Here is a 17,836-nt window from a genome sequence, read left to right as displayed (position 1 = left end):
CGGTCGGCACATCCAGCGCAGGCGGCTTCGGCCAGCGCGAGCAGATCAGTTGGCATTGCAGATGTCCCTGAGATCCTGGCTGCTCAGATCCGACACGAGCAGCTCTGTTTTGGCGACCACGTCGGCAATGCGGTCGATTTCGGATTCGAGATTGACGCGCGCGGTGGTGATGTCGTCGGACCATGCCTCCGTCACCTGGCGCGCGCCGATGCACAGCCGCAGTGCGCCGGCGGGCGCCGCGTCGCCGCGCTCGATCCGCACCGGCTGGCCGATCAGGCATTGGCGAGCCGCAACGGCGGCCGTGCGCCCGCTGAAGCGGCTGCCGAGATCGTGCTGAAGCGCGCGATTGACGGCCTGCGTCTCGCCGAGATCGAGCAGGCGCCCGTCACGCCGGAGCACGAACGGGAAGATCGTGGCAAAGCCGAACTTGCCATCATCGGCGTCTGCGGCTGCATGGGTCGCGATCGGACGCAGCACCGGCGACAGCGCCAGCAGGCTTTCGATCGCCTCCCCGAGCTGTCGGATGGCCATCCGGCGGAACGCCTCGGGCACCGCGTGATAGGCCGCAATCTCCTCCAGCGCGGCTTCCCAGCGCAGCCATTGTCCGATGTTCGCGCGGGGCAGCGCGCGCGCCCGCAGATCCGTCCAGGCCATCGGCCAGTCGCTGCGATTGACGTAGTCGAACAGTCCGGCTGCCATCGGGCCGCCCTTGCGCAAGGCCGGCGACGCCGTAGCGGGAACGAGCACCGCGCCGCTGAAGGCGGGTCCGCCGTAGAACTTCGAGCCGGTGATGACGACCAGATGGCCGCGATCGAGATGGCCGCGCAGCCGCTCTGGGCCGAGCCGCATCTGGCAGGCATCGACGACGACCTGGACGCGGCCCGGCCAGCGCCGCGCCACCTCGTCCAGGCAGGCCATGTCCGGCGCGCGCCAGCCGAGCTTGGACGCGTCCATGATCTGCAGCAGCACGTTGCGGCCGTCGCGGACGAGTGCCCCGACGGCCTCGAGCACCGCCGCATCCATATCGCCGCGCCCCCCCATCGATGCGCCGTCGAACAACGGCAGCAGGACGGCGTCGCCCGAAAGACCTTCGATCGGCGCATCCCGGTTGACGGCGCGGCCGCCTGCTGTCCGCGCGCTGAAATGACGGCCGCGCGCGGTCGCGGGGGTGCCGCTGCCGGTCTGATCGCTGCCGACCACGACGCTCGTGACGCTCTCGCCGAGCAGCGCGCGCACCAGCGCCAGGGCGTGGAGCTGCGAGTCGGTGCCCGATGGCGAAAAGACGATGTCGACCGCCTCGGTGAGGCCGAGATGCTGCCGCAGCTCGCAGCGCATCTCCTCGGTGCGCCGGTCGAGCGCCTCGTCGAGGCCGAGCGAGATCGCGGCGTGCATCAACTGCTCGCGTGCCAGCTCGGCGCGCGCATAGGCACGCTCGGAAATCGGCGAGGCCGTGCTCGATGCGAAGCACAGCAGGTCGGGCGCAGGCGACGGACCGCAGCCATAGGCGTTGCGGCCCCAGGGCCGGTCGAGCGCCAGCCGGGAATCGCCGCCGTCGATCAGGAGATCGCCGAGCAAGGCAAACAGATCGCGCAGTCCGGTCGCAGCGCCGTGCGCGCGCCGAACGCTGCCTGACGAGGTCGATATCTCAGGCCGGGTCGCAGGCGAGGTCATGGGACGATCGTCAGGCGGCGTCTGCTGCGGCGGTTGGAACCGCCACGGCCGACGCAAATTGCGAGGCGACATTGCCATGGAACACGGAAGGGCCGACGTGATCGAGCCGGCTGTCGAGATCGGCCCAGATCTCGCCGCCGAGATCGGTCCAGCGCCTGCAGAACGCAAAATCCTCGCTGAGATAGGTGCCGGTCTCGGGATCGATCATGCATTCGAACAGCGCGAAGCGGTTCGGACTGCCGGCCAGCGCATCCTGCGAATGCTCGCGGAAGAACTGCAGCGGCGCGTAAGCCGGATGCGCGATCATCGCCTCGATGACGCGGCGGCGGATCATCAGGAAGCCGGTGCCGGCATAGCGCACCCGCGTGAAGCCGTTGACCACCACGACCTGATCGGGATTGTCGATCTCGAGCACGTAGTCCAGCGACGCCGCAGGCACGTCCATGCGGTTGGCGGCAACGGCCCGACGCGCCTTGTTCCAGTTGACCTTCTTGACCGGATAGACGCCGGCGACCATGTCGCCGCCCGTCTCGATCAGCCGGAAGACCTGCCTGGGGGTGAAGCCGATATCGGCATCGACGAACAGCAGATGGGTTGCCGTGGGATCGTTGAGGAACAACGTCACCAGGTTGGCCCTGGCCCGGGTGATCAGCGCGTCGCCGTCGCGCATGTGCACCGTCAGATCGACGTTGGACGTGATCCGCAGCTCGCGCTGCAGGGCGAAGATCGAGCTCGCATAGATGCTCGACACCTGACCGCCGAAACATGGTGTCGCGATCACCAGGTGAATCCGCTCGTCGGTTCCGTCACTCACGTCCGCCTCCAGGAAAAGAGGCTCTCGCCCCACATCTGAACAAAAGCTAAAGAGACGTGGTTAACGAAAACCTAACCGCCGCCCCCGGGGCGCTACAGATATTTTACCAGCGTCAGCTGGGCCAGCATCGCCGTCGTCTGGTAGGACGCCTGGAGGTTGGTCTGCAGCTGCAGGATCTGGCTCGCCACATCCTGCTGCGAGATGCCCTCGGTCTGGTCGACCATGCTTTGCATCGCGGCCTTGGCCTGGGTCTGGCGCGCCGTGGCGTCCTTCATCGTGGTCTGGGCGTTGGCGAAATCGGTCTGGATGTCCGAGATTGACTGCTGGCCGAGCTGCGGCGTCAGGTTGGCGGCGATGCGCTGGCTGAGCGCGCCGATCTGCTGCGGCGCGTTCGCTCCCGCCGGCGGCGTGTTGACGGCGGCATAGACCGCGGTCTGCTGCACGAGGTTGCGGATCGCAGCCTCGTTGCCTTGGGCGCCGAACTGAATGCTCTGCGCGGTGTCGATGCGGATGGTCGCGCTCGACCGCGCCGACCCCGGACCGCTGTTGCCGGTGTACCAGTCGACGGTGTTGGCCGAGCCGTTGACGAGGCTGGTCGCCGATCCCAACGGCGTGCCGGACACCCGCAACGGCGGCGTCGGAGCGGTGACCGTCCCGGAGAAGCCGAGCGCAGACAACGCGCCGGCGTTCGAGCTGGTGACGGAGAAGCTCGCGGCGTCGTCGGTGCGCAAGGTGATCGCGCCGCCGCTGACCGTGGAGGCCTTCGACGTGCCGCTGAGCGCATCGATCTTCGAGAGCAATGTCTGCACGCTGTCGCCGACATTGATCTGGGTGTTGCCGTTGGCGCCCGAGGCGACGAAGGTGAGCGTCTGGCCGTTGACGGTGATGGTGTCGCCGGTTGCAAAGCTGGTCGCGATCGAGTCGGAGCCCGCCCCGCCCGACAGCAGCGTCGCTCCCGTGATCGGCGCCGGCGTCGCGAGCTTGTTGTTGACCACGGTTCCCGACACGGAGCTCGCCGTGTTGAAGAAGTTGTCACCGGCGACGACCGCCGAGGCGGCGGTCAGCGAGGTATTCGCCAGCGTCGACAGCGCCGTGTTGAGCGCCGCGTTGAGATTGGCGGAGGTGGCCGCGGGCGTCGCGCCGATCGCGAACGTGCTGGTCGGCGCCGGCGTCGTGGTCGACGCCGTCAGCTTGATCGATTCCGAGGTGCCGTCGGGCAGCTTGAAGGTGAAGCTGATCTGGTCGCCGGCATTCGGATTGCCGGCGGTGAGATCGACCGAGATGCCCGCGGGCGAGCCGGACGGTCCCGTCACCGTCGCGTTGGTCAGCGACGAGGTGACCCCGCTCAGCTTGAAGCCGAACGGCGAGCCGGCGACGTCCTCCGCCAGCGTGATCGGCACCGTCGCCGACGCCGAAAGGTTGAGACGCCCGAGGCCATTGAGCCCGAGATCGGCCTGCTGCCGCTCGGCGATGACCTGCTTCAGCCCGGCCTGCGTCGTGGTGCCGTTCAGGATGTCGTCGGCCGACGCGATCGCCGGCCGGTCGGTGGCGCTGCCGGAGAAGATGTAGCGGTCGCCGACCTGGGTGTTGAGGATGCCGGTGATCGCCGAAAGGTTGGACAGCGCCGTCAGCTGACCCGTGGTCTGGCCGGTGCTGGTCAGGTTCTGCGGCGTCGCCGAGGCACCGCTCTGGACCTGATCGTGAATCTTGGACAGCGACTGCAACGACGTGTTGACCGCCCCGATGACGGTGTTGACGTGGGTCATCGTCGTCGTGAAGGCCGAGATGGTCGACAGCTGCGCGCGCGCCGCGATCGCGAAGCCCTCGTCGGGCCCCATGCCGGCGTAGTTGTTCGCCTTGACGCCGCTCGACAGCTGCGTGGAAAGGTCCGCGAGCTGGCTCGTGATGTTTCGCACGGACAGGCCGAGCAGAGAACTTCCGTAATTGACACTGCTGATCGTCATCTTACACGCGCCTCACTAAAACGCCTGGAGCAGGCTCTGCATCATGCTTTGCACGACCGACATGATATGGGCGTTGGCCGCATAGGTGTTCTGGACCTGGATCAGGTTGGACATCTCGCTGTCCATGTTGACCCCCGCCGTGCCCTGGAACTTTTCCTTCAGCGTGCTGACCACGACGGCCTGCCCCTGGCTGAGCTGGGTCGCGAGCGTCGACGCACTGCCCTGCTGGCTGACGAACTGCTGCAGATAGCCGGACACGGTACCCTGGAACGGCTGCGCCGCCGAGCCGAGGCCGGTGGTCGGCGAGTAGCTGAAGGTCGCCGAAGTCAGCTGCGCGAACAGGAAGTCCGGCCGTGTGGAGTCGCCGGCCGCGGTCTGCGGCGAGGTCGAATAGGTCGACAGCTTGGTCGCGTCGTTCAGCAGCGCCGGATTGACGTTGAGCCGCCCGGCGAGCCCGGTCATCTGCGAGCCGGTCGAGGTGATCGCGCCGGTGTAGATCGCGCCGCCGTCGGTGAACACGGGCAGTTGCGCATTGCCGCTGGCGAGCGTCTGCACCGTGGTGGTGGCCGAGGCGGCCTTGACGGTCGCCTGGCTGGTGCCGTCATCGGTGATGCGCAGCGTCGTGCCGGACGGATTGGCAAACTGCAGATGCGCTGACCCGAGCGCGCTGTTGAGCTGCGACACCACCGAGGCCATGCCGAGCGAGAAGTCGACACCGACATAGGACGGGTTGGCACCGGTCGCGTTCTGCAGCGGCAGCGCCGCGGGATCGTTGACGTTGACGATCTTGACCTGGCGCTGGACGTTGCTCGAATCCGTGTAGGTCAGATTGATGGTGTTGCCCGCCAGAAGCCCTGATGTCGAGACGTCGAAGCCCGCCGGCGGACCCGTCACCGCGGTGCCCGCCGTGGTCTTGTCGGACAGCGCCGAGGCCATCGTCGCCGCGAGCTGGTCGACCTGGGTCTGCGCCTGCACCAGCGTCTGGTCGCGCAGCTTGAGGTCGGCCGCGATCTGGCCCGAGTTCAGCAGATTGTTGGCGACGACGTCGAGCGACACGCCGTTGGACAGCTTGATGTTGAGCTGCCCGACGCCGTTCTTAGTGGGATTGCTGTTGTATTGCGAGGTGGCGTCGAGCGTCCCGGGCGACGAGAAGGTGAACTCGGAGCTGAGCCCCGCGCCGACCAGCTGGACGCCCGAATTGGTGAACACGCTCGTGCCGTTGGTCGGGTCCGACACGACGCGGATGTCGACATATTTGGCGAGCGTGTTGATCGCGTTGTCGCGCTGGTCCTGCAGGGTCGCCGCCAGCGGGTCCGAGCTGTTGAGGCCCTGCAGCTGCGTATTGAGGGTGGCGATCTGCTGGATCGCCGCGTTGGCCTGCGTGACCGAGTTGCCGATGTCCTGCTCGACATTGCTGCGCAGGGTCTGGATGCCCTTGGTGGTCGCATTGAGCTGCAGCGCCACGCCCTGCGCCGCCGACAATGCCACCGACTGCGCCGACTGGTTGCTCGGATTGTTCGACAGCGACTGCAGCGCAGTCGTGAAATTGTTGAGCGCCGTCTCGAGCGTGCCGCTGCCGCCGGGCGTGCCGTACACGGTCTGCAGCTGGCTCAGGATGTTGGCCATCTGATTGGCGTAGGTCCCGCCCGAGGTCTCGGTGCGGAGCTGGTTCTGGACGAACAAATCGAGCTGACGGTTGACGCCGGTCGTCGTCACCGTCGCGCCGAAGCCGCCGCTGGCGATCTCGATCTGGTTCGGGTTCTGTGCGACGTAGCCGGGCGTGTTCGCGTTGGCGACGTTCGACGAGATGATCGAGAGCGCGGCCTGCGTCGAACGCAGGCCGGACATCGCGGTGGCGAGGGCTGAACTCAAACCCATGTTCGGTAGCCTTATGTCAATTCAACTGCCACGTATCCGCGCGATCAGCGCAGCACGTTCAGAAGATCCTGCACCATCGAATTGGCCGTCGTGATCACCTTGGTGTTGGCCGAATAGGCCTGCTGGGTCACGATCAGCTTGGTGAACTCGTCGGCGATGTCCGTGTTCGAGCCTTCCAGCGAGCCGCCCGAGATCTTGCCGGTCGCACCGATGATGGCCTGGCCGGACTGGTCGGTCGCCTCATAGGCGCCGCCGTCCAGCGCCTTCAGGTAGTTGGTGCCGTTGAAGTGCGACAGCGTGACCTGGGCCAGATTGATGGTCTGGCCGTTCGAGAAGGTGCCGGTGACGATGCCGCTGTTGTTGACGGCGACCGACTGCAGCTGACCGGCGGCGAAGCCGTTCTGCGAGATCTGGTTGATCGTGGCCGACCCGATCGTGCTCGCAAATTGCGTCAGCGCGCCCGAGGAGATGTTGAGGCTGACCGTTCCCAGCGAGGTGCCGTCGACGACCACGCTGGGAATGGAGATGTTGGAGGAGGTCGGCGAGACCAGCGAGCCGTCCGAGGCGAACACGAAATTGGTGCCGACGTTCTGCCACGCCACCGTCGAGCCGGTGGCGGTCGAGTTGGTCTGGTAGAACAGGTTCCAGGTGTCCTTGTGGCCGGTGCCGAGCGTCGCGCTGTCGGTCTTGCCCCAGCGCAGCTGCACGTTCACGGGCGTGCCCGCCGCGTTGTAGGTGGTGACCGCGCCGCCGGAGATGGTCTCGTTGTTGAAATTGGTCAGGTCGTTGCCGATCACGATCCCCGTGCCCGCCGCGGAGTTGCGGGTCAGCGCCACCGGCGAGGTGAGGCCGAGCGCGGTGAAGCCCGAGGACGCACTGCTCAGGGTCCAGTCCTCGCCGCTGCCGGAATGCAGCGTGATCTGGCCGGCCGTGATGGTCGGCTGCACGCCGGTCACGGCGCCGATCTTGGCGAGCAGCGTGCCGACGGAGTCGCCGACGTTGATCTGGGTGCCCGACGCACCGGAGGCGACGAAGCTGAAGGTGACGACGTCGCCGGCGCTGCCGGTCAGAGTGATGGTGTCGCCGGCCGTGAAATTGCTCGAGATCGAGTCGCCGCTGGCTCCGCTCAACAATGTCGAGGTCGTGATCTGCGCCGGGACCTTGTTCTGAGCCGTGGTGCCGGTCACGGTTTTGTCGGAGTAGAAATTGGTGCCCACCGGCAGCGGCACGTTGGAGAGGTCGGCCGAGTTGAGGCCGCCGGCCGCGACCAGCGAGCCGGTCGCCGCGTTGCCGCTCGCGGCGGTCTTCGGCTGCGTCGGCAGGTTGGCGGCGTACTGGATCGCGGTGGTCGCCTGCGCCGGCACGAAGTTGTTGGCGAACTGCAGCACCGTCGGCACGTTGCCGGTGGCGTTGCCGGTCTTGGCGTCGACGGCGACGCCCATCAGGTAATAGCCGGCACCGTTGATCAGGTTGCCGTTGGCATTGAGCTGGAAGTCGCCGCGGCGGGTGTAGTCGGTGACGCCGGTGAACACCGGCACGTTGTCGACCACCGAGGAGGCCTTCTGCACGTTGAAGAAGCCGTCGCCGTTGATCGCCATGTTGGTGGCGACCGATGACGTCGAGACGGTGCCCTGGGTGGTGATGGTGGCCTTGGCGAAGGCGGTGACGCCGCCGGCATTCTGGCGGGTCGGGTTGGTCGCGTTGGGGATCAGGTCTTCGAAGCTGGTGCCGATGCCCTTGTAGCCGGTGGTCGATGCATTCGCGATGTTACCCGAAATGTTCTGCAGCGCGAACGACTGAGCCGAGAGCCCGCTCACGGACGTGTTCATCGCGTCGAAGATACCCATACCATTCTCTCCACATTGACACTGGCGGCCGGTTCGCGCCGGACCGCGTCTTCGTGGAGAGTGTCGCAATCGCCGTGCCAGATACGAAAATGCCGTGAAATCAGAGAGTTGGGAAATAACAACATAAAAAAAGCCGCGTCAAAACTGGTGAACAATTGCCGAGCCGGCAGTTCTTGCCGGGCGGGACGCGCCAAACCGCGCCCCGGCTCGGCTGCGTTTCACAGCTGCCGGCGCGTCGTCAGACCCACATCTGAGGCTTCAACGGACGCGCCGGACAATCCGGGCGCAGTTTCTTCACGTCGACGACGGATTGGCCGGATGGAACGCCAGCGACAGGCCGTCCATGCAGTAGCGCAGGCCGGTCGGCTTCGGGCCGTCGTCGAAGACGTGGCCGAGATGGCCGCCGCAGCGGCGGCAATGCGCCTCGGTGCGGACCATGCCGTAGGTCTTGTCCTGGCGGGTGGCGACCGCGTTGTCGAGCGGCTTGAAGAAGCTCGGCCAGCCGGTGCCGCTGTCGAACTTGGTGTCGGAAGAAAACAGCGGCAGGTCGCAGCCGGCGCAGGCGAAGGTGCCCTTGCGGTGCTCCTTGAGCAGCGGGCTGGTCCAGGGCCGCTCGGTGCCCTCCTGGCGCAGGATCTCGTACTGCTCAGGCGTCAACTGGGCGCGCCACTCGGCCTCGGTCTTCTCGATCTCGAACTTCTCCGCGGCACGGGCCGGTTCCGAACCGCCGAGCCAGCGCAAAGCAGCGAAGCCGAACAGTCCGGCGGCGGTCGTGAACATCAGGCGGCGGTCGATCATGGCTGTCTCCGTACGGCGATGGGTTACCGGATCTACGGATGGGATTGCGCGAAGTTACGTCAGGCGTGGGTTCAACGCCTCACTTTCTTGCGAGGTTTCAGCCCTCCCCGGCATCGGGATGGCGGGTCAGGTCGGACGGCTGCGGCCGCAGCGGCAGGCGCGAGCCGGGACGCTGCGCCGCCTGGCGGCGGGCCTCGGCGATCCTGATCTCGCGGACGCGTTCCTGCGCCCGCACGCGCTCGCGATGCCGTGCCAGTGTACCGGCGGCCGCAGCGCGGCCCCGGACCCAGAGATTGACGACGTGGCCGGCGACCCGGCCGCTGACGCCGCCGGCCCAGACCAGTTCGAACGGCGAGAACAGCTTCCAGCGATCGTCTCCGGCGAACATCGCCTGCGCGATCAACTGTCCGGCCATGGCCGAAGTGTTGAGCCCCTGCCGGCCGAAACCGCTCGCGACCCACAGGCCTTTGCGCAGCTGCCCGATCTGCGGCATGCCGTGCACGGTCTGCCCAGTGGCGCCGCCGAAGGTCTCGGCGATCTCGACATGGCCGAGTTGCGGAAACACGGTGCGGATGCGGCGCTGCAGCGCCGAGGCAAATCCGCTCGCGCGCGCATCCCAGGTGGTCTCGGGGCTCGCCCACATCAGGCGGTCACCGTCGACGACGCGGAAGTGGTCGATGCCGTCGGTGTCGCCGACCGATCCCTTGAAGGCGATCGCCTCGCCCAGGCGCTCGCCGAGCGGCGCGGTCACGCCGCCATAGCGCCACACCGGCAGCAGCGTGTCCGACAACTTCTGCAGCGGCGCGCCGAGATGGATGTTGCCGGCCAGCACGATGTGCGACGCCCGCATCCGCGCCGACGGCGTCACGATCCGCTTGCGCACGCCCGACGCGTCGATGCTGACCACCGGCGTGTCCTCGAAAATCCGTGCGCCCGCCTTGCGCGCCAGCCGGGCCAGCGCGTGGACATATTTGCGGCCGTCGAGCTGGAACGCCTTGGGGTAATAGACGCCGTGAAAATAGCGGCTGGTCTTGAGCTCGGTCCGTACGCGCTCGACCTGCCAGCCCTCGACCTCGGTGTCGAAATCCTCGTGCAGCATCTGCAGGCGGCGGATCAGCGCATCGCCGGCATCGACGTTGGAGACTTCGAGCGCGCCTTCGCTGAGCCCGATGCCCGGCATCGCCGCCTCGGTGGCCTGGGCGCGGATGAACTCGGCGCCGCTCCACGACAGCGCCCACAGCGCCCGGGCATGTTCCAGCCCGATGCGCTCGATCAGATCAGGCAGCGGCAGATCGAAACCCGGCATGACGGTGCCGATCATGTGGCCGGATGCGTTCCATCCGACATGGCGGCCTTCCAGCACCGCCACGCTCGCCCCCTCCCGGGCCGCGCACAGCGCCACGGTGAGCCCCGCCAATCCCGCCCCGACGATGCAGACATCGACGTCGAGATCGAAATTCAGCCGGATCCGGTCCGCCGCAGCTGCGGCATCGGCGTCGTCGTTCAAGCTTGTGGAAGTCTCGCTCATGGCGTTTTCTTAGCGAACCCTGCGCCGGACGTCATGACGCTTTTAATGGCGATAAAGAGACGTGGTACAGCCTGAGACAGTCTGAACGATTCGAGACCGATATCCATGCGCCGATTGATGCTGCTGCGCCACGCCAAGACCGAGACGGACGCACCGACCGGCCGTGACCAGGACCGCCGTCTCGACGAGCGTGGGCATCAGGATGCCGCCATGATCGGAGACTTCCTCGCCAGCCATCCGCCGGCCCCGCAGCTCGTGCTGGTCTCCACCGCGGTGCGGGCGCAGCAAACCTGGGAGTTCGCTCGTGCGGCCATGCAGGACCGCGTCGCCGCGCCGCAGGTCGAGTTGGTGCCGGAACTGTACGGCGCCGAGCCGATGCAGATCCTGCATCAGATCCGGCTCGCCGCGGTGCTCGATCCCCAGCAACTCCTGGTCGTCGGCCACAATCCCGGCCTGCATGAGCTGGCGCTGGCCCTGACCGGCCAGGGCGATTCCGACGCCCGCCAGGAGCTGTCGCGCAACATGCCGACGTCGGGGCTCGCCGTGTTCGATTTCGAGACCGACGATTGGGGCGATGTCAGCTTCACGCGCGGCAATCTCGTGATGTTCATCACCCCGAAGCTCCTGAAGCAGGGCTCTGATTGACAGCTCCGATTGACAGGCCGGCATCACCGCGCGCGTAATATCGGCGGACAGTGAGGAGGCCTTGCGATGTTCAAGTCGATTCTGGTTCCGATCGATCTGGCCGACACCGACCTCGCCAAGCCCGCGATCGCGACCGCGGCCACGCTGGCGGAGACGTGGCAGGGCACGGTGCATCTCCTGAACGTGATGCCGATGACGCCAGTGATGCTGGCCGAATACGTCCCGGCCGATTTCGACGCGCAGCAGCGTGAGACCGCCGAGGAAGCGCTGTCGATCGTCGCCCGCGAATCCGGCATTCCGGCCGAGCGCATCAGCTTCACGGTGCGCCAGGGCGGCATCTATCACGAGATCCTCGAGGAAGCGGCCAAGACGAAGGCCGACCTGATCGTCATGACCTCGCACCGCCCGGCCATGCGCACCTACTTCTTAGGCTCCAACGCCGGACACGTCGTGCGCTACGCGAAATGCTCGGTGCTGGTGGTGAGGCCGTAAGCCGCGGATCTCGCATCCGTGCATGTTAGACCGCCTTGACCAAGCCTTGAGTCAGACCATCGGATCAGCCCGACCTGCGCGGGCAAGCCAGAAGCTGCGCTCGCCGTTTGCCGGCTCGCCAGCGGAATGTGCGATCAGTTCGAAGCCATTGTGGCGCAGCACCGCCGCGTATTCGGACGGATCGAGACTCGCATGATAGAGCGGATCGCCTCGATACGAGCCGATCGCTTCGCCATGTGCGGGGCCCGCATTGAACATCAGAATGCCGCCCGAAGCCGTGCAGGCCGCAAAGATTGGAAACATTCGCCGCTGGTCATCGTGTCCGAGATGGAAGAAGCTATCCCAGGCCAGCACTCCGTCAAATCGCCGCCCGGAGGTCCACGACCGCATGTCGGCCACGACCCATTGTTGATCCGGCATTCGGGTTCGACACAGCGTGATCATCGTCGGCGAGCTGTCCACCCCGGTGACGGAAAATCCCTGCGCTGAGATGTGCGTTGCGACCGGCACACCACCCCCGCAGCCGAGATCGAGCACGGTCGCGCCCGGTCGGAGGAGCGCAAGGAAGCGTTCGATGGGAGGCTTGTCAGTCCAGGCGGCCGCGCGGCGGTCGGCATCCCACGACAGCGCGTGGTGCTCGTAATGGGCGACAATTCGGCTTGCATGTTGGCTCATGAAAACTCCGTCATAATGGACCGATGCCGCCGTTGCGAATTATCGCAAGTATCTGTCGTAAGGCCCCAGAGGGCGGCGTTATCGTCGAAGCCCGAGCCTCTCCCCGCGCGGCCCAGATCACGGCCACTCCGCGATAAAGCCCTTCGCCTTGTACGGCTCGATCTTGTCCCATTCGCTGAGCACGCGGCGGCGAAAGTCGGGATGGGTGTGCCAGAGATGGCGCGGCACGCCGAAGCCGTCGACGGTCAGCAGCATCTTCTCCACCTCGGGCCAGTGCCGCTGCAGGGTCATCGCGTAGCGCCGCGCGGTCCAGCTGTTGCCGAGACAGATCACGCTCCCGACATTGGCGAGGCCGAGCGCGGCGTCGATCACCGGCAGCGCGTAGATCACGTTGTCCCCGGTGTTCATCGCCCGATGCTCTTCGAGGATACGGCCGGCCGGAACGCCCTGCTGCACCATGGCGGCCTTGATCAGCGTGCATTCGGAGACATCAGCCCCGGGCGTGATCCCGCCGCTGACGATCGCGTGGCGAAAATAGCCCTGCTGCCACAGCCTGGCTGCGGTCTCGGCCCGCAGCTCCTCGTCGACGCGGGTGCCGAACACGAACAAGAGATCTGCGGGCCGCAGCGGCGTATCGGCGAAATGCTGCGCGTCGATCGCGGCGATCTCGGCAGCATCGGGCATGCGCAGTGCGCGATCTTGCATCGTCCTGCTCCGGTGGACCCGTCTCAGTCTGGCATGAGGCGCGAGATCTCCACGATCACATTCGGTGACCGGCGAGGAGATCGCGTGATCACGGCAGCAGGACGGCCGGAATATCCGTGAACGTATAGCTGCGCGGCTTGTTGCGGGTGATGAAGCCGCCGACATACCACGCGAACAGCGCGGCGAAGCCGATCAGAAACAGCGCCCCCGACCACTCGGCGATGACCAGCGCACGCACCAGCAGGCCGGCCATCGCGAGGGCAAACAGCGCGATCGCGGCAAGCGCAGCGCCATAGGTGAAGCGGCCGAGGCCGGCGGTCAGCCGCGCCGTGCTGCCGTCGGCGGCGAGCCGCTCATGCAGGGCGATGATGAAGGCGCGATAGGCTTCGCTCTGCGGCGCCATCAGCGTGGCTGTCTGCCAGGACGTCGAGATGATCCTGAGGCCGCGGCCATCGCGGTTGACGATATCGGCGCGGAAGCGCTTCGCCTGCATCGACACCGGGCGGTAGGACAGCCGGATCGCGGCGATCTCGGAATAGGGCCACAGGCCGGTGCGGCCGGCAAACCGCCACGCCAGGCCCGGCCCGGTGAGCTCGAACTGCTGCGCGGCGCCGATCAGCGACGCCTTGTAGGCGTAGCGGGTCACGTCGTCGCCGGCTGTGGTCGTACCGTCCTGAATGACACGGTCCTGTTGCGAAGGTCACGCGCCTTATCCTACAAACGGAGCATGAGCGAAACGATCCATTTTCCGCGGCACCTGATCCTCGCCGGCGCGATGGCGGCCGGCGTGCTGCTGGCGCTGGCCGTGCACATGCTCGGCGCCCGCTACGGGCTCGATCTCGGCGGCCTGTGGCAGGCCGACAGCGGCGCCTTCATGCCGGCGGGCTCGGCGATCGCCTGGTGGCTGATCGCCACCGTCGGCTTCTCCTCGGGCTATTTCATCGCCAACATCATGCACAGCGCGGTGTCGGGCGAGATCCCGCAGCGCATGCGCAACTTCCTGGTGGTGGTCGGCGTGCTGATGCTGGCCGGCATCGGCCAGGCGATCTCGGGGCCGAGCCCGGTGCCGTCGGCATCCGGCGTGCTGGCCGGCCTCGCCGCGCTCTGCCTCGGCGCCCTGATGGCGTTCTGCGGCGCCAACTTCGCGTTGCGCAAGACCTGACATCTCATCGCCCGCTCGCGGCGGATGCGCCCCAGCGGATCACGCCCGCGGCCGCGAGCATCAGCGCGGCGGAGATGGCGAGCGACAGCCGCAGGCCGTGAATGAAGGCCCCGGATTGCGCGATCAGCGATCCGAACAGCGCCACACCGAGAACGCTGCCGGTCTGCCGCGTCGCGTTCAGCACGCCCGCCGCGACGCCCGAGCGCGATTTCTCGACACTGCCGAGCAAGGTCGCGGTCAACGGCGGCACCACGAGCCCGAGCCCGCAGCTCAGGCCGATCAGCTGCAGCGCGATCATCCCATACGACGTGCCCGGCGCGATCGGCAGCAAAGCGAGGCAAGCAGCCGCCGACAGGGACGCACCGAGCGCGATGGTCGCGCGCGGGCCGATCCGCTCGGCCATGCGCGGCGCCAGCAGATTGACCGGAAACACGACGCCGAACATCGGCAGGAACGCCAGCCCGGTCGTGAAGGCCGACAGGTGGTTGATCTCCTGGAAGTACAGGCTGAACACGAAGATCAGGCCGTAGGTCGCGATGTTGGCGAGCAGGCCGACCAGCGCGCACAACGCAAACAGCCGGTTGCCGAACAGCACCAGCGGCAGCATCGGCTGACGCGCCCTCGCCTCCCGCCACACGAACACAGCTCCGGCCAAGGCCGCGATCACCAGGCCGAGGATCACGGCACCCTCGGTCCAGCCGCGGACGCCGGCTTCGATCACCGCCGCCGAGAGCGCTCCGAGGGAGAGCACGGCGGCGGCCTGCCCCGGCAGGTCGAGCGCGCGCGCGGCATGAACGGGCGTCTCCCGCGCGTAGATCTTGGCGAGCCGGAGCCCGGCCAACCCGATCGGGAGATTGACGAAGAAGATCGCGCGCCACCCGACCAGCGCAATCAGCGTACCGCCGACGAACGGACCTGCCGTCAGCGCCAGGCTGGCGCCGGCCGCCCAGACCCCCACCGCGCGGCCGCGCGCCTTGGCATCCGGATAGGCGTGGTTGAGCAGCGCGAGCGAATTCGGCACCAGCATGGCGGCCGCCAATCCCTGGAGGCCACGAAGCGCAATCAGGCTGACGGCATCAGGCGCCAGCCCGCAACCGACCGACGCGGCCGTGAACAGCGCGAATCCCGCCATGAAGATGCGCTTCGCGCCGAACCGGTCGCCGAGCGCGCCCGCGGTCAGGATGAAGGCGGCAAACGTGATCGTGTAGGCATTCACCACCCATTGCAGCGCCGCGACGTGGCCGCCCAACGCCGTGCGGATGCTCTCCAGCGCCGTGTTGACGATCGTGATGTCGAGCTGGACGACGCCGAATCCCAGGCTCATCGCCGCGAGCGTGAGCGCGCCGACCAGCCTCGAGGGTGATCCCGAACGCGCTTCCGGGACCGCTGCGCGGATTGCCGCCGATGACGATCGCTGCATGCCGGACTTCCACTCGTGAAGACGGCCGGACTCTAACCTGTCGCGCTGCACAGATGCTTCGATATCGATCGAAGGATGAATGATAGGCGACGGCCGAGCATCCCCCCGCGCAAAAACGCCGCGCGAGGCGCGGCGTTTTGTCTCATCAAGTCTCGTGACGCGATCAGCTCGCGGCGCGGAGATTGACGGTGGTCTCGGCGAGCTTGGTCAGCTTCTGGTCGGTCGCCTTCTCCTCGTCGAGCGTCTTCTGCAGCATGGCGGCGCAGTCGGTGCGGCCGAGTTGCTTGGACCAGGCGACCAGGCTGCCATAGCGCGTGATCTCGTAGTGCTCGGCGGCCTGGGCGGCATTGATCAGCGCCGCATCCAGCACGGCCTTGTCATCGACCTCGCCAGCAACTTCCTCGGCTTCCTCGATGATGCCGTCGATGGCCGGACAGTCGACCGCCTTGGGCGCGATGCCGAGCATCTTGAACACCTGCTCGAGACGCGTCGCATGCGTCTTGGTCTCGTCGAGATGGGTCAGAAAGCCCTTCTTGAGCTGCTGGTTGGTGGCCTTCTCGGCCATCTGCGGCAGCGCCTTGATGAGCTGGTGCTCGGCGTAATAGATGTCCTGCAGCTGATGCACGAACAGGTCGTTCATCGTCTTGATGTCTTTGGTGAAGAGTCCCATTTGCCTAACGTCCTCCTGGTTCGGAACATGGAGGTCCCTCCCCGACCGATCGTGCCATGTTCACTGTGGTGATCTGGGCTAACAGGAGGGGGGGCCGGTTGTTCCTGATGAAGGAGGAGGTCCCCCCCGGGGTCGGCCCCGGAACAACGGTCGGGCAGCGGAGCGTTGTTTGGCCGGCCCTGAATGCGTCCGAACTGAGGCGGACGCCCTCAGAGCTATGTGACCGGAGTGTGACAGCCACGCGCGACGAAGTCGGAGCTGCGCTGTGTCAAGGACTGCACAAAGCGCGCATTTTAGCATAAGGAACAGGCTGTCACGGATTGCCCGCCTCATCGATCAATGGTTTCGCCTCTTTTCCAAGATCTAGTGCCGCCCCGCCGGGAGGATGAATGCAGCGCCTGCTGACCACGCTCTCGCGTGGCTTCAAGAAATGGATCGGCTGGAAGCGGCTGGGGATTGCAGCGAGCCTTGCGATCATCGCCTTCGCGATCACGACGCTCGTGCGCACCCTCAAGGGCGTCGACGGCGGCGTCATCCTGACCGCGCTGACCGAGATCCCGCCCGGTCACATCGCGCTCGCGGCCTTGTGTGTGGTCGGCGCGTTCTGCACGTTGACCTTCTATGACTATTTTGCGCTGCGAACGATTGGCAAGAAACACGTGCCCTATCGCATCGCCGCGATGAGCGCCTTCACCAGCTATTCGATCGGCCACAACATCGGGGCCACCGTGTTCACCGGCGGCGCCATCCGCTTCCGGATCTATTCCGATTACGGCCTGTCCGCGATCGACGTCGCCAAGATCTGCTTCCTGTCGGGGCTGACCTTCTGGCTCGGCAACCTGTTCGTGCTCGGCATCGGCATGACCCTGCATCCGGCCGCCGCCTCGTCGATGGATCAGTTGCCCGCCGCCGTGAACCAGCTGATCGCCATCGGCATCCTGGCTGCGATCTTCGCCTATCTGGGCTGGCTCGCCGGCGGCAAGAACCGCCGCCAGCTCGGCCAGAACGGCTGGAAGGTCGTGCTGCCGTCGGCACAGCTGACGCTGGTGCAGATCCTGATCGGCGTCGTCGATCTCGGCTTCTGCGCGCTGGCGATGTATCTCCTCGTCCCCGCCACCCCGCAGATCGACTTCCTGTCGCTGTCGGTGGTGTTCATCCTCGCCACCCTGCTCGGCTTCGCGAGCCACGCCCCGGGCAGTCTCGGCGTGTTCGATGCCGCGATGCTGGTGGCGCTGCCGCAGTTCGGCCGCGAGCAGCTGCTCGCCACCCTGCTGGTCTTCCGCGTGCTCTATTTCGTGATCCCGTTCGCGACCGCGATCTCCATCATGGGCATCCGGGAACTCTGGCTCAACGTCGTCAAGCCGTGGCAGGAGCGTCGCCGGCTGAATGCCGGCTACGAGGACGAGGTCGCCGCCAAGCGGGCTGCGGCGACGGCACCCGCCTCCGTTCCCCAGCGCATCAAGCGCCACTCCCAGCGCTGAGCAGCAATTCTCTCGGGACGTGACGCGTGAGTTCGACCTCGGCCGGTTGAACTCGCGCGCCGTCCTCTTATTTCCGCCCCATGGCT

The 17,836-nt window shown here is 66.7% G+C and carries 16 protein-coding genes; 4 read left to right on the top strand and 12 right to left on the bottom strand.

Features of this window, described 5'->3' with window-relative positions; genetic code table 11:
• Nucleotides 1-45: 45 nt before the first annotated feature.
• From S58_RS12850 to S58_RS12820, 7 genes are all read right to left on the bottom strand, one after another.
• Nucleotides 46-1,671 (bottom strand): hypothetical protein, encoded by a 1,626-nt coding sequence (locus tag S58_RS12850; protein WP_042339352.1) that lies wholly within the window; start codon nucleotides 1,669-1,671, stop codon nucleotides 46-48.
• Nucleotides 1,672-1,681: 10 nt separating this feature from the next.
• Entirely contained in the window at nucleotides 1,682-2,485 is an 804-nt protein-coding gene (locus S58_RS12845) for a hypothetical protein (RefSeq protein ID WP_015665751.1), read from the bottom strand.
• A gap of 92 nt (nucleotides 2,486-2,577) precedes the next feature.
• Complete coding sequence (locus tag S58_RS12840; protein ID WP_015665750.1) at nucleotides 2,578-4,449, bottom strand: hypothetical protein; 1,872 nt, start codon at nucleotides 4,447-4,449, stop codon at nucleotides 2,578-2,580.
• Between the two features lie 15 nt (nucleotides 4,450-4,464).
• Entirely contained in the window at nucleotides 4,465-6,327 is a 1,863-nt protein-coding gene (flgK, locus tag S58_RS12835) for a flagellar hook-associated protein FlgK (RefSeq protein ID WP_015665749.1), read from the bottom strand.
• Between the two features lie 44 nt (nucleotides 6,328-6,371).
• A complete protein-coding gene (locus S58_RS12830; RefSeq protein WP_015665748.1) occupies nucleotides 6,372-8,174 on the bottom strand; it encodes a flagellar hook-basal body complex protein in 1,803 nt (600 codons plus the stop codon).
• 294 nt (nucleotides 8,175-8,468) lie between these two features.
• Complete coding sequence (gene msrB / locus S58_RS12825) at nucleotides 8,469-8,972, bottom strand: peptide-methionine (R)-S-oxide reductase MsrB (protein WP_015665747.1); 504 nt, start codon at nucleotides 8,970-8,972, stop codon at nucleotides 8,469-8,471.
• A gap of 97 nt (nucleotides 8,973-9,069) precedes the next feature.
• Nucleotides 9,070-10,500 carry an NAD(P)/FAD-dependent oxidoreductase gene (locus S58_RS12820; RefSeq protein ID WP_015665746.1) on the bottom strand — a complete coding sequence of 477 codons (1,431 nt, stop codon included), beginning with the start codon at nucleotides 10,498-10,500 and terminating at the stop codon, nucleotides 9,070-9,072.
• A gap of 105 nt (nucleotides 10,501-10,605) precedes the next feature.
• Between S58_RS12820 and S58_RS12815 the strand changes: the two genes are divergently transcribed.
• On the top strand, nucleotides 10,606-11,145 hold the full coding sequence (locus S58_RS12815; RefSeq protein WP_173424424.1) for a SixA phosphatase family protein: 540 nt from the start codon (nucleotides 10,606-10,608) through the stop codon (nucleotides 11,143-11,145).
• Nucleotides 11,146-11,211: 66 nt separating this feature from the next.
• Nucleotides 11,212-11,637 carry a universal stress protein gene (locus tag S58_RS12810; protein WP_015665744.1) on the top strand — a complete coding sequence of 142 codons (426 nt, stop codon included), beginning with the start codon at nucleotides 11,212-11,214 and terminating at the stop codon, nucleotides 11,635-11,637.
• A 51-nt stretch (nucleotides 11,638-11,688) separates the two neighbouring features.
• On the opposite strand, the gene S58_RS12805 is transcribed toward S58_RS12810, so the two are convergent.
• The 3 genes from S58_RS12805 to S58_RS12795 all read right to left on the bottom strand — a co-directional run bounded on the left by S58_RS12805 (nucleotide 11,689) and on the right by S58_RS12795 (nucleotide 13,663).
• Complete coding sequence (locus S58_RS12805) at nucleotides 11,689-12,312, bottom strand: class I SAM-dependent DNA methyltransferase (protein ID WP_015665743.1); 624 nt, start codon at nucleotides 12,310-12,312, stop codon at nucleotides 11,689-11,691.
• 117 nt (nucleotides 12,313-12,429) lie between these two features.
• Nucleotides 12,430-13,017 (bottom strand): YdcF family protein, encoded by a 588-nt coding sequence (locus tag S58_RS12800; RefSeq protein ID WP_015665742.1) that lies wholly within the window; start codon nucleotides 13,015-13,017, stop codon nucleotides 12,430-12,432.
• An 88-nt stretch (nucleotides 13,018-13,105) separates the two neighbouring features.
• Nucleotides 13,106-13,663, bottom strand: coding sequence for a hypothetical protein (locus tag S58_RS12795; protein ID WP_015665741.1), 558 nt, complete (start codon nucleotides 13,661-13,663; stop codon nucleotides 13,106-13,108).
• Nucleotides 13,664-13,744: 81 nt separating this feature from the next.
• On the opposite strand from S58_RS12795, the gene S58_RS12790 reads away from it, so the two are divergent.
• Nucleotides 13,745-14,179 (top strand): hypothetical protein, encoded by a 435-nt coding sequence (locus S58_RS12790; RefSeq protein ID WP_015665740.1) that lies wholly within the window; start codon nucleotides 13,745-13,747, stop codon nucleotides 14,177-14,179.
• A 4-nt stretch (nucleotides 14,180-14,183) separates the two neighbouring features.
• Here the strand turns inward: S58_RS12790 and S58_RS12785 are convergent, their stop codons facing one another.
• Nucleotides 14,184-15,599 (bottom strand): MFS transporter, encoded by a 1,416-nt coding sequence (locus S58_RS12785; RefSeq protein WP_042339348.1) that lies wholly within the window; start codon nucleotides 15,597-15,599, stop codon nucleotides 14,184-14,186.
• A 163-nt stretch (nucleotides 15,600-15,762) separates the two neighbouring features.
• A complete protein-coding gene (locus S58_RS12780) occupies nucleotides 15,763-16,269 on the bottom strand; it encodes a YciE/YciF ferroxidase family protein (RefSeq protein WP_015665738.1) in 507 nt (168 codons plus the stop codon).
• A 389-nt stretch (nucleotides 16,270-16,658) separates the two neighbouring features.
• Here S58_RS12780 and S58_RS12775 point away from each other — a divergent pair, with 389 nt between their 5' ends.
• A complete protein-coding gene (locus S58_RS12775) occupies nucleotides 16,659-17,750 on the top strand; it encodes a lysylphosphatidylglycerol synthase transmembrane domain-containing protein (RefSeq protein ID WP_015665737.1) in 1,092 nt (363 codons plus the stop codon).
• Nucleotides 17,751-17,836: the final 86 nt, after the last annotated feature.

The organism is Bradyrhizobium oligotrophicum S58 (assembly GCF_000344805.1).
Taxonomy (GTDB): Bacteria; Pseudomonadota; Alphaproteobacteria; order Rhizobiales; family Xanthobacteraceae; genus Bradyrhizobium; species Bradyrhizobium oligotrophicum.
Note: the sequence above shows the minus strand (reverse complement) of the source record. Positions and strands in the feature narration are given on the sequence as shown.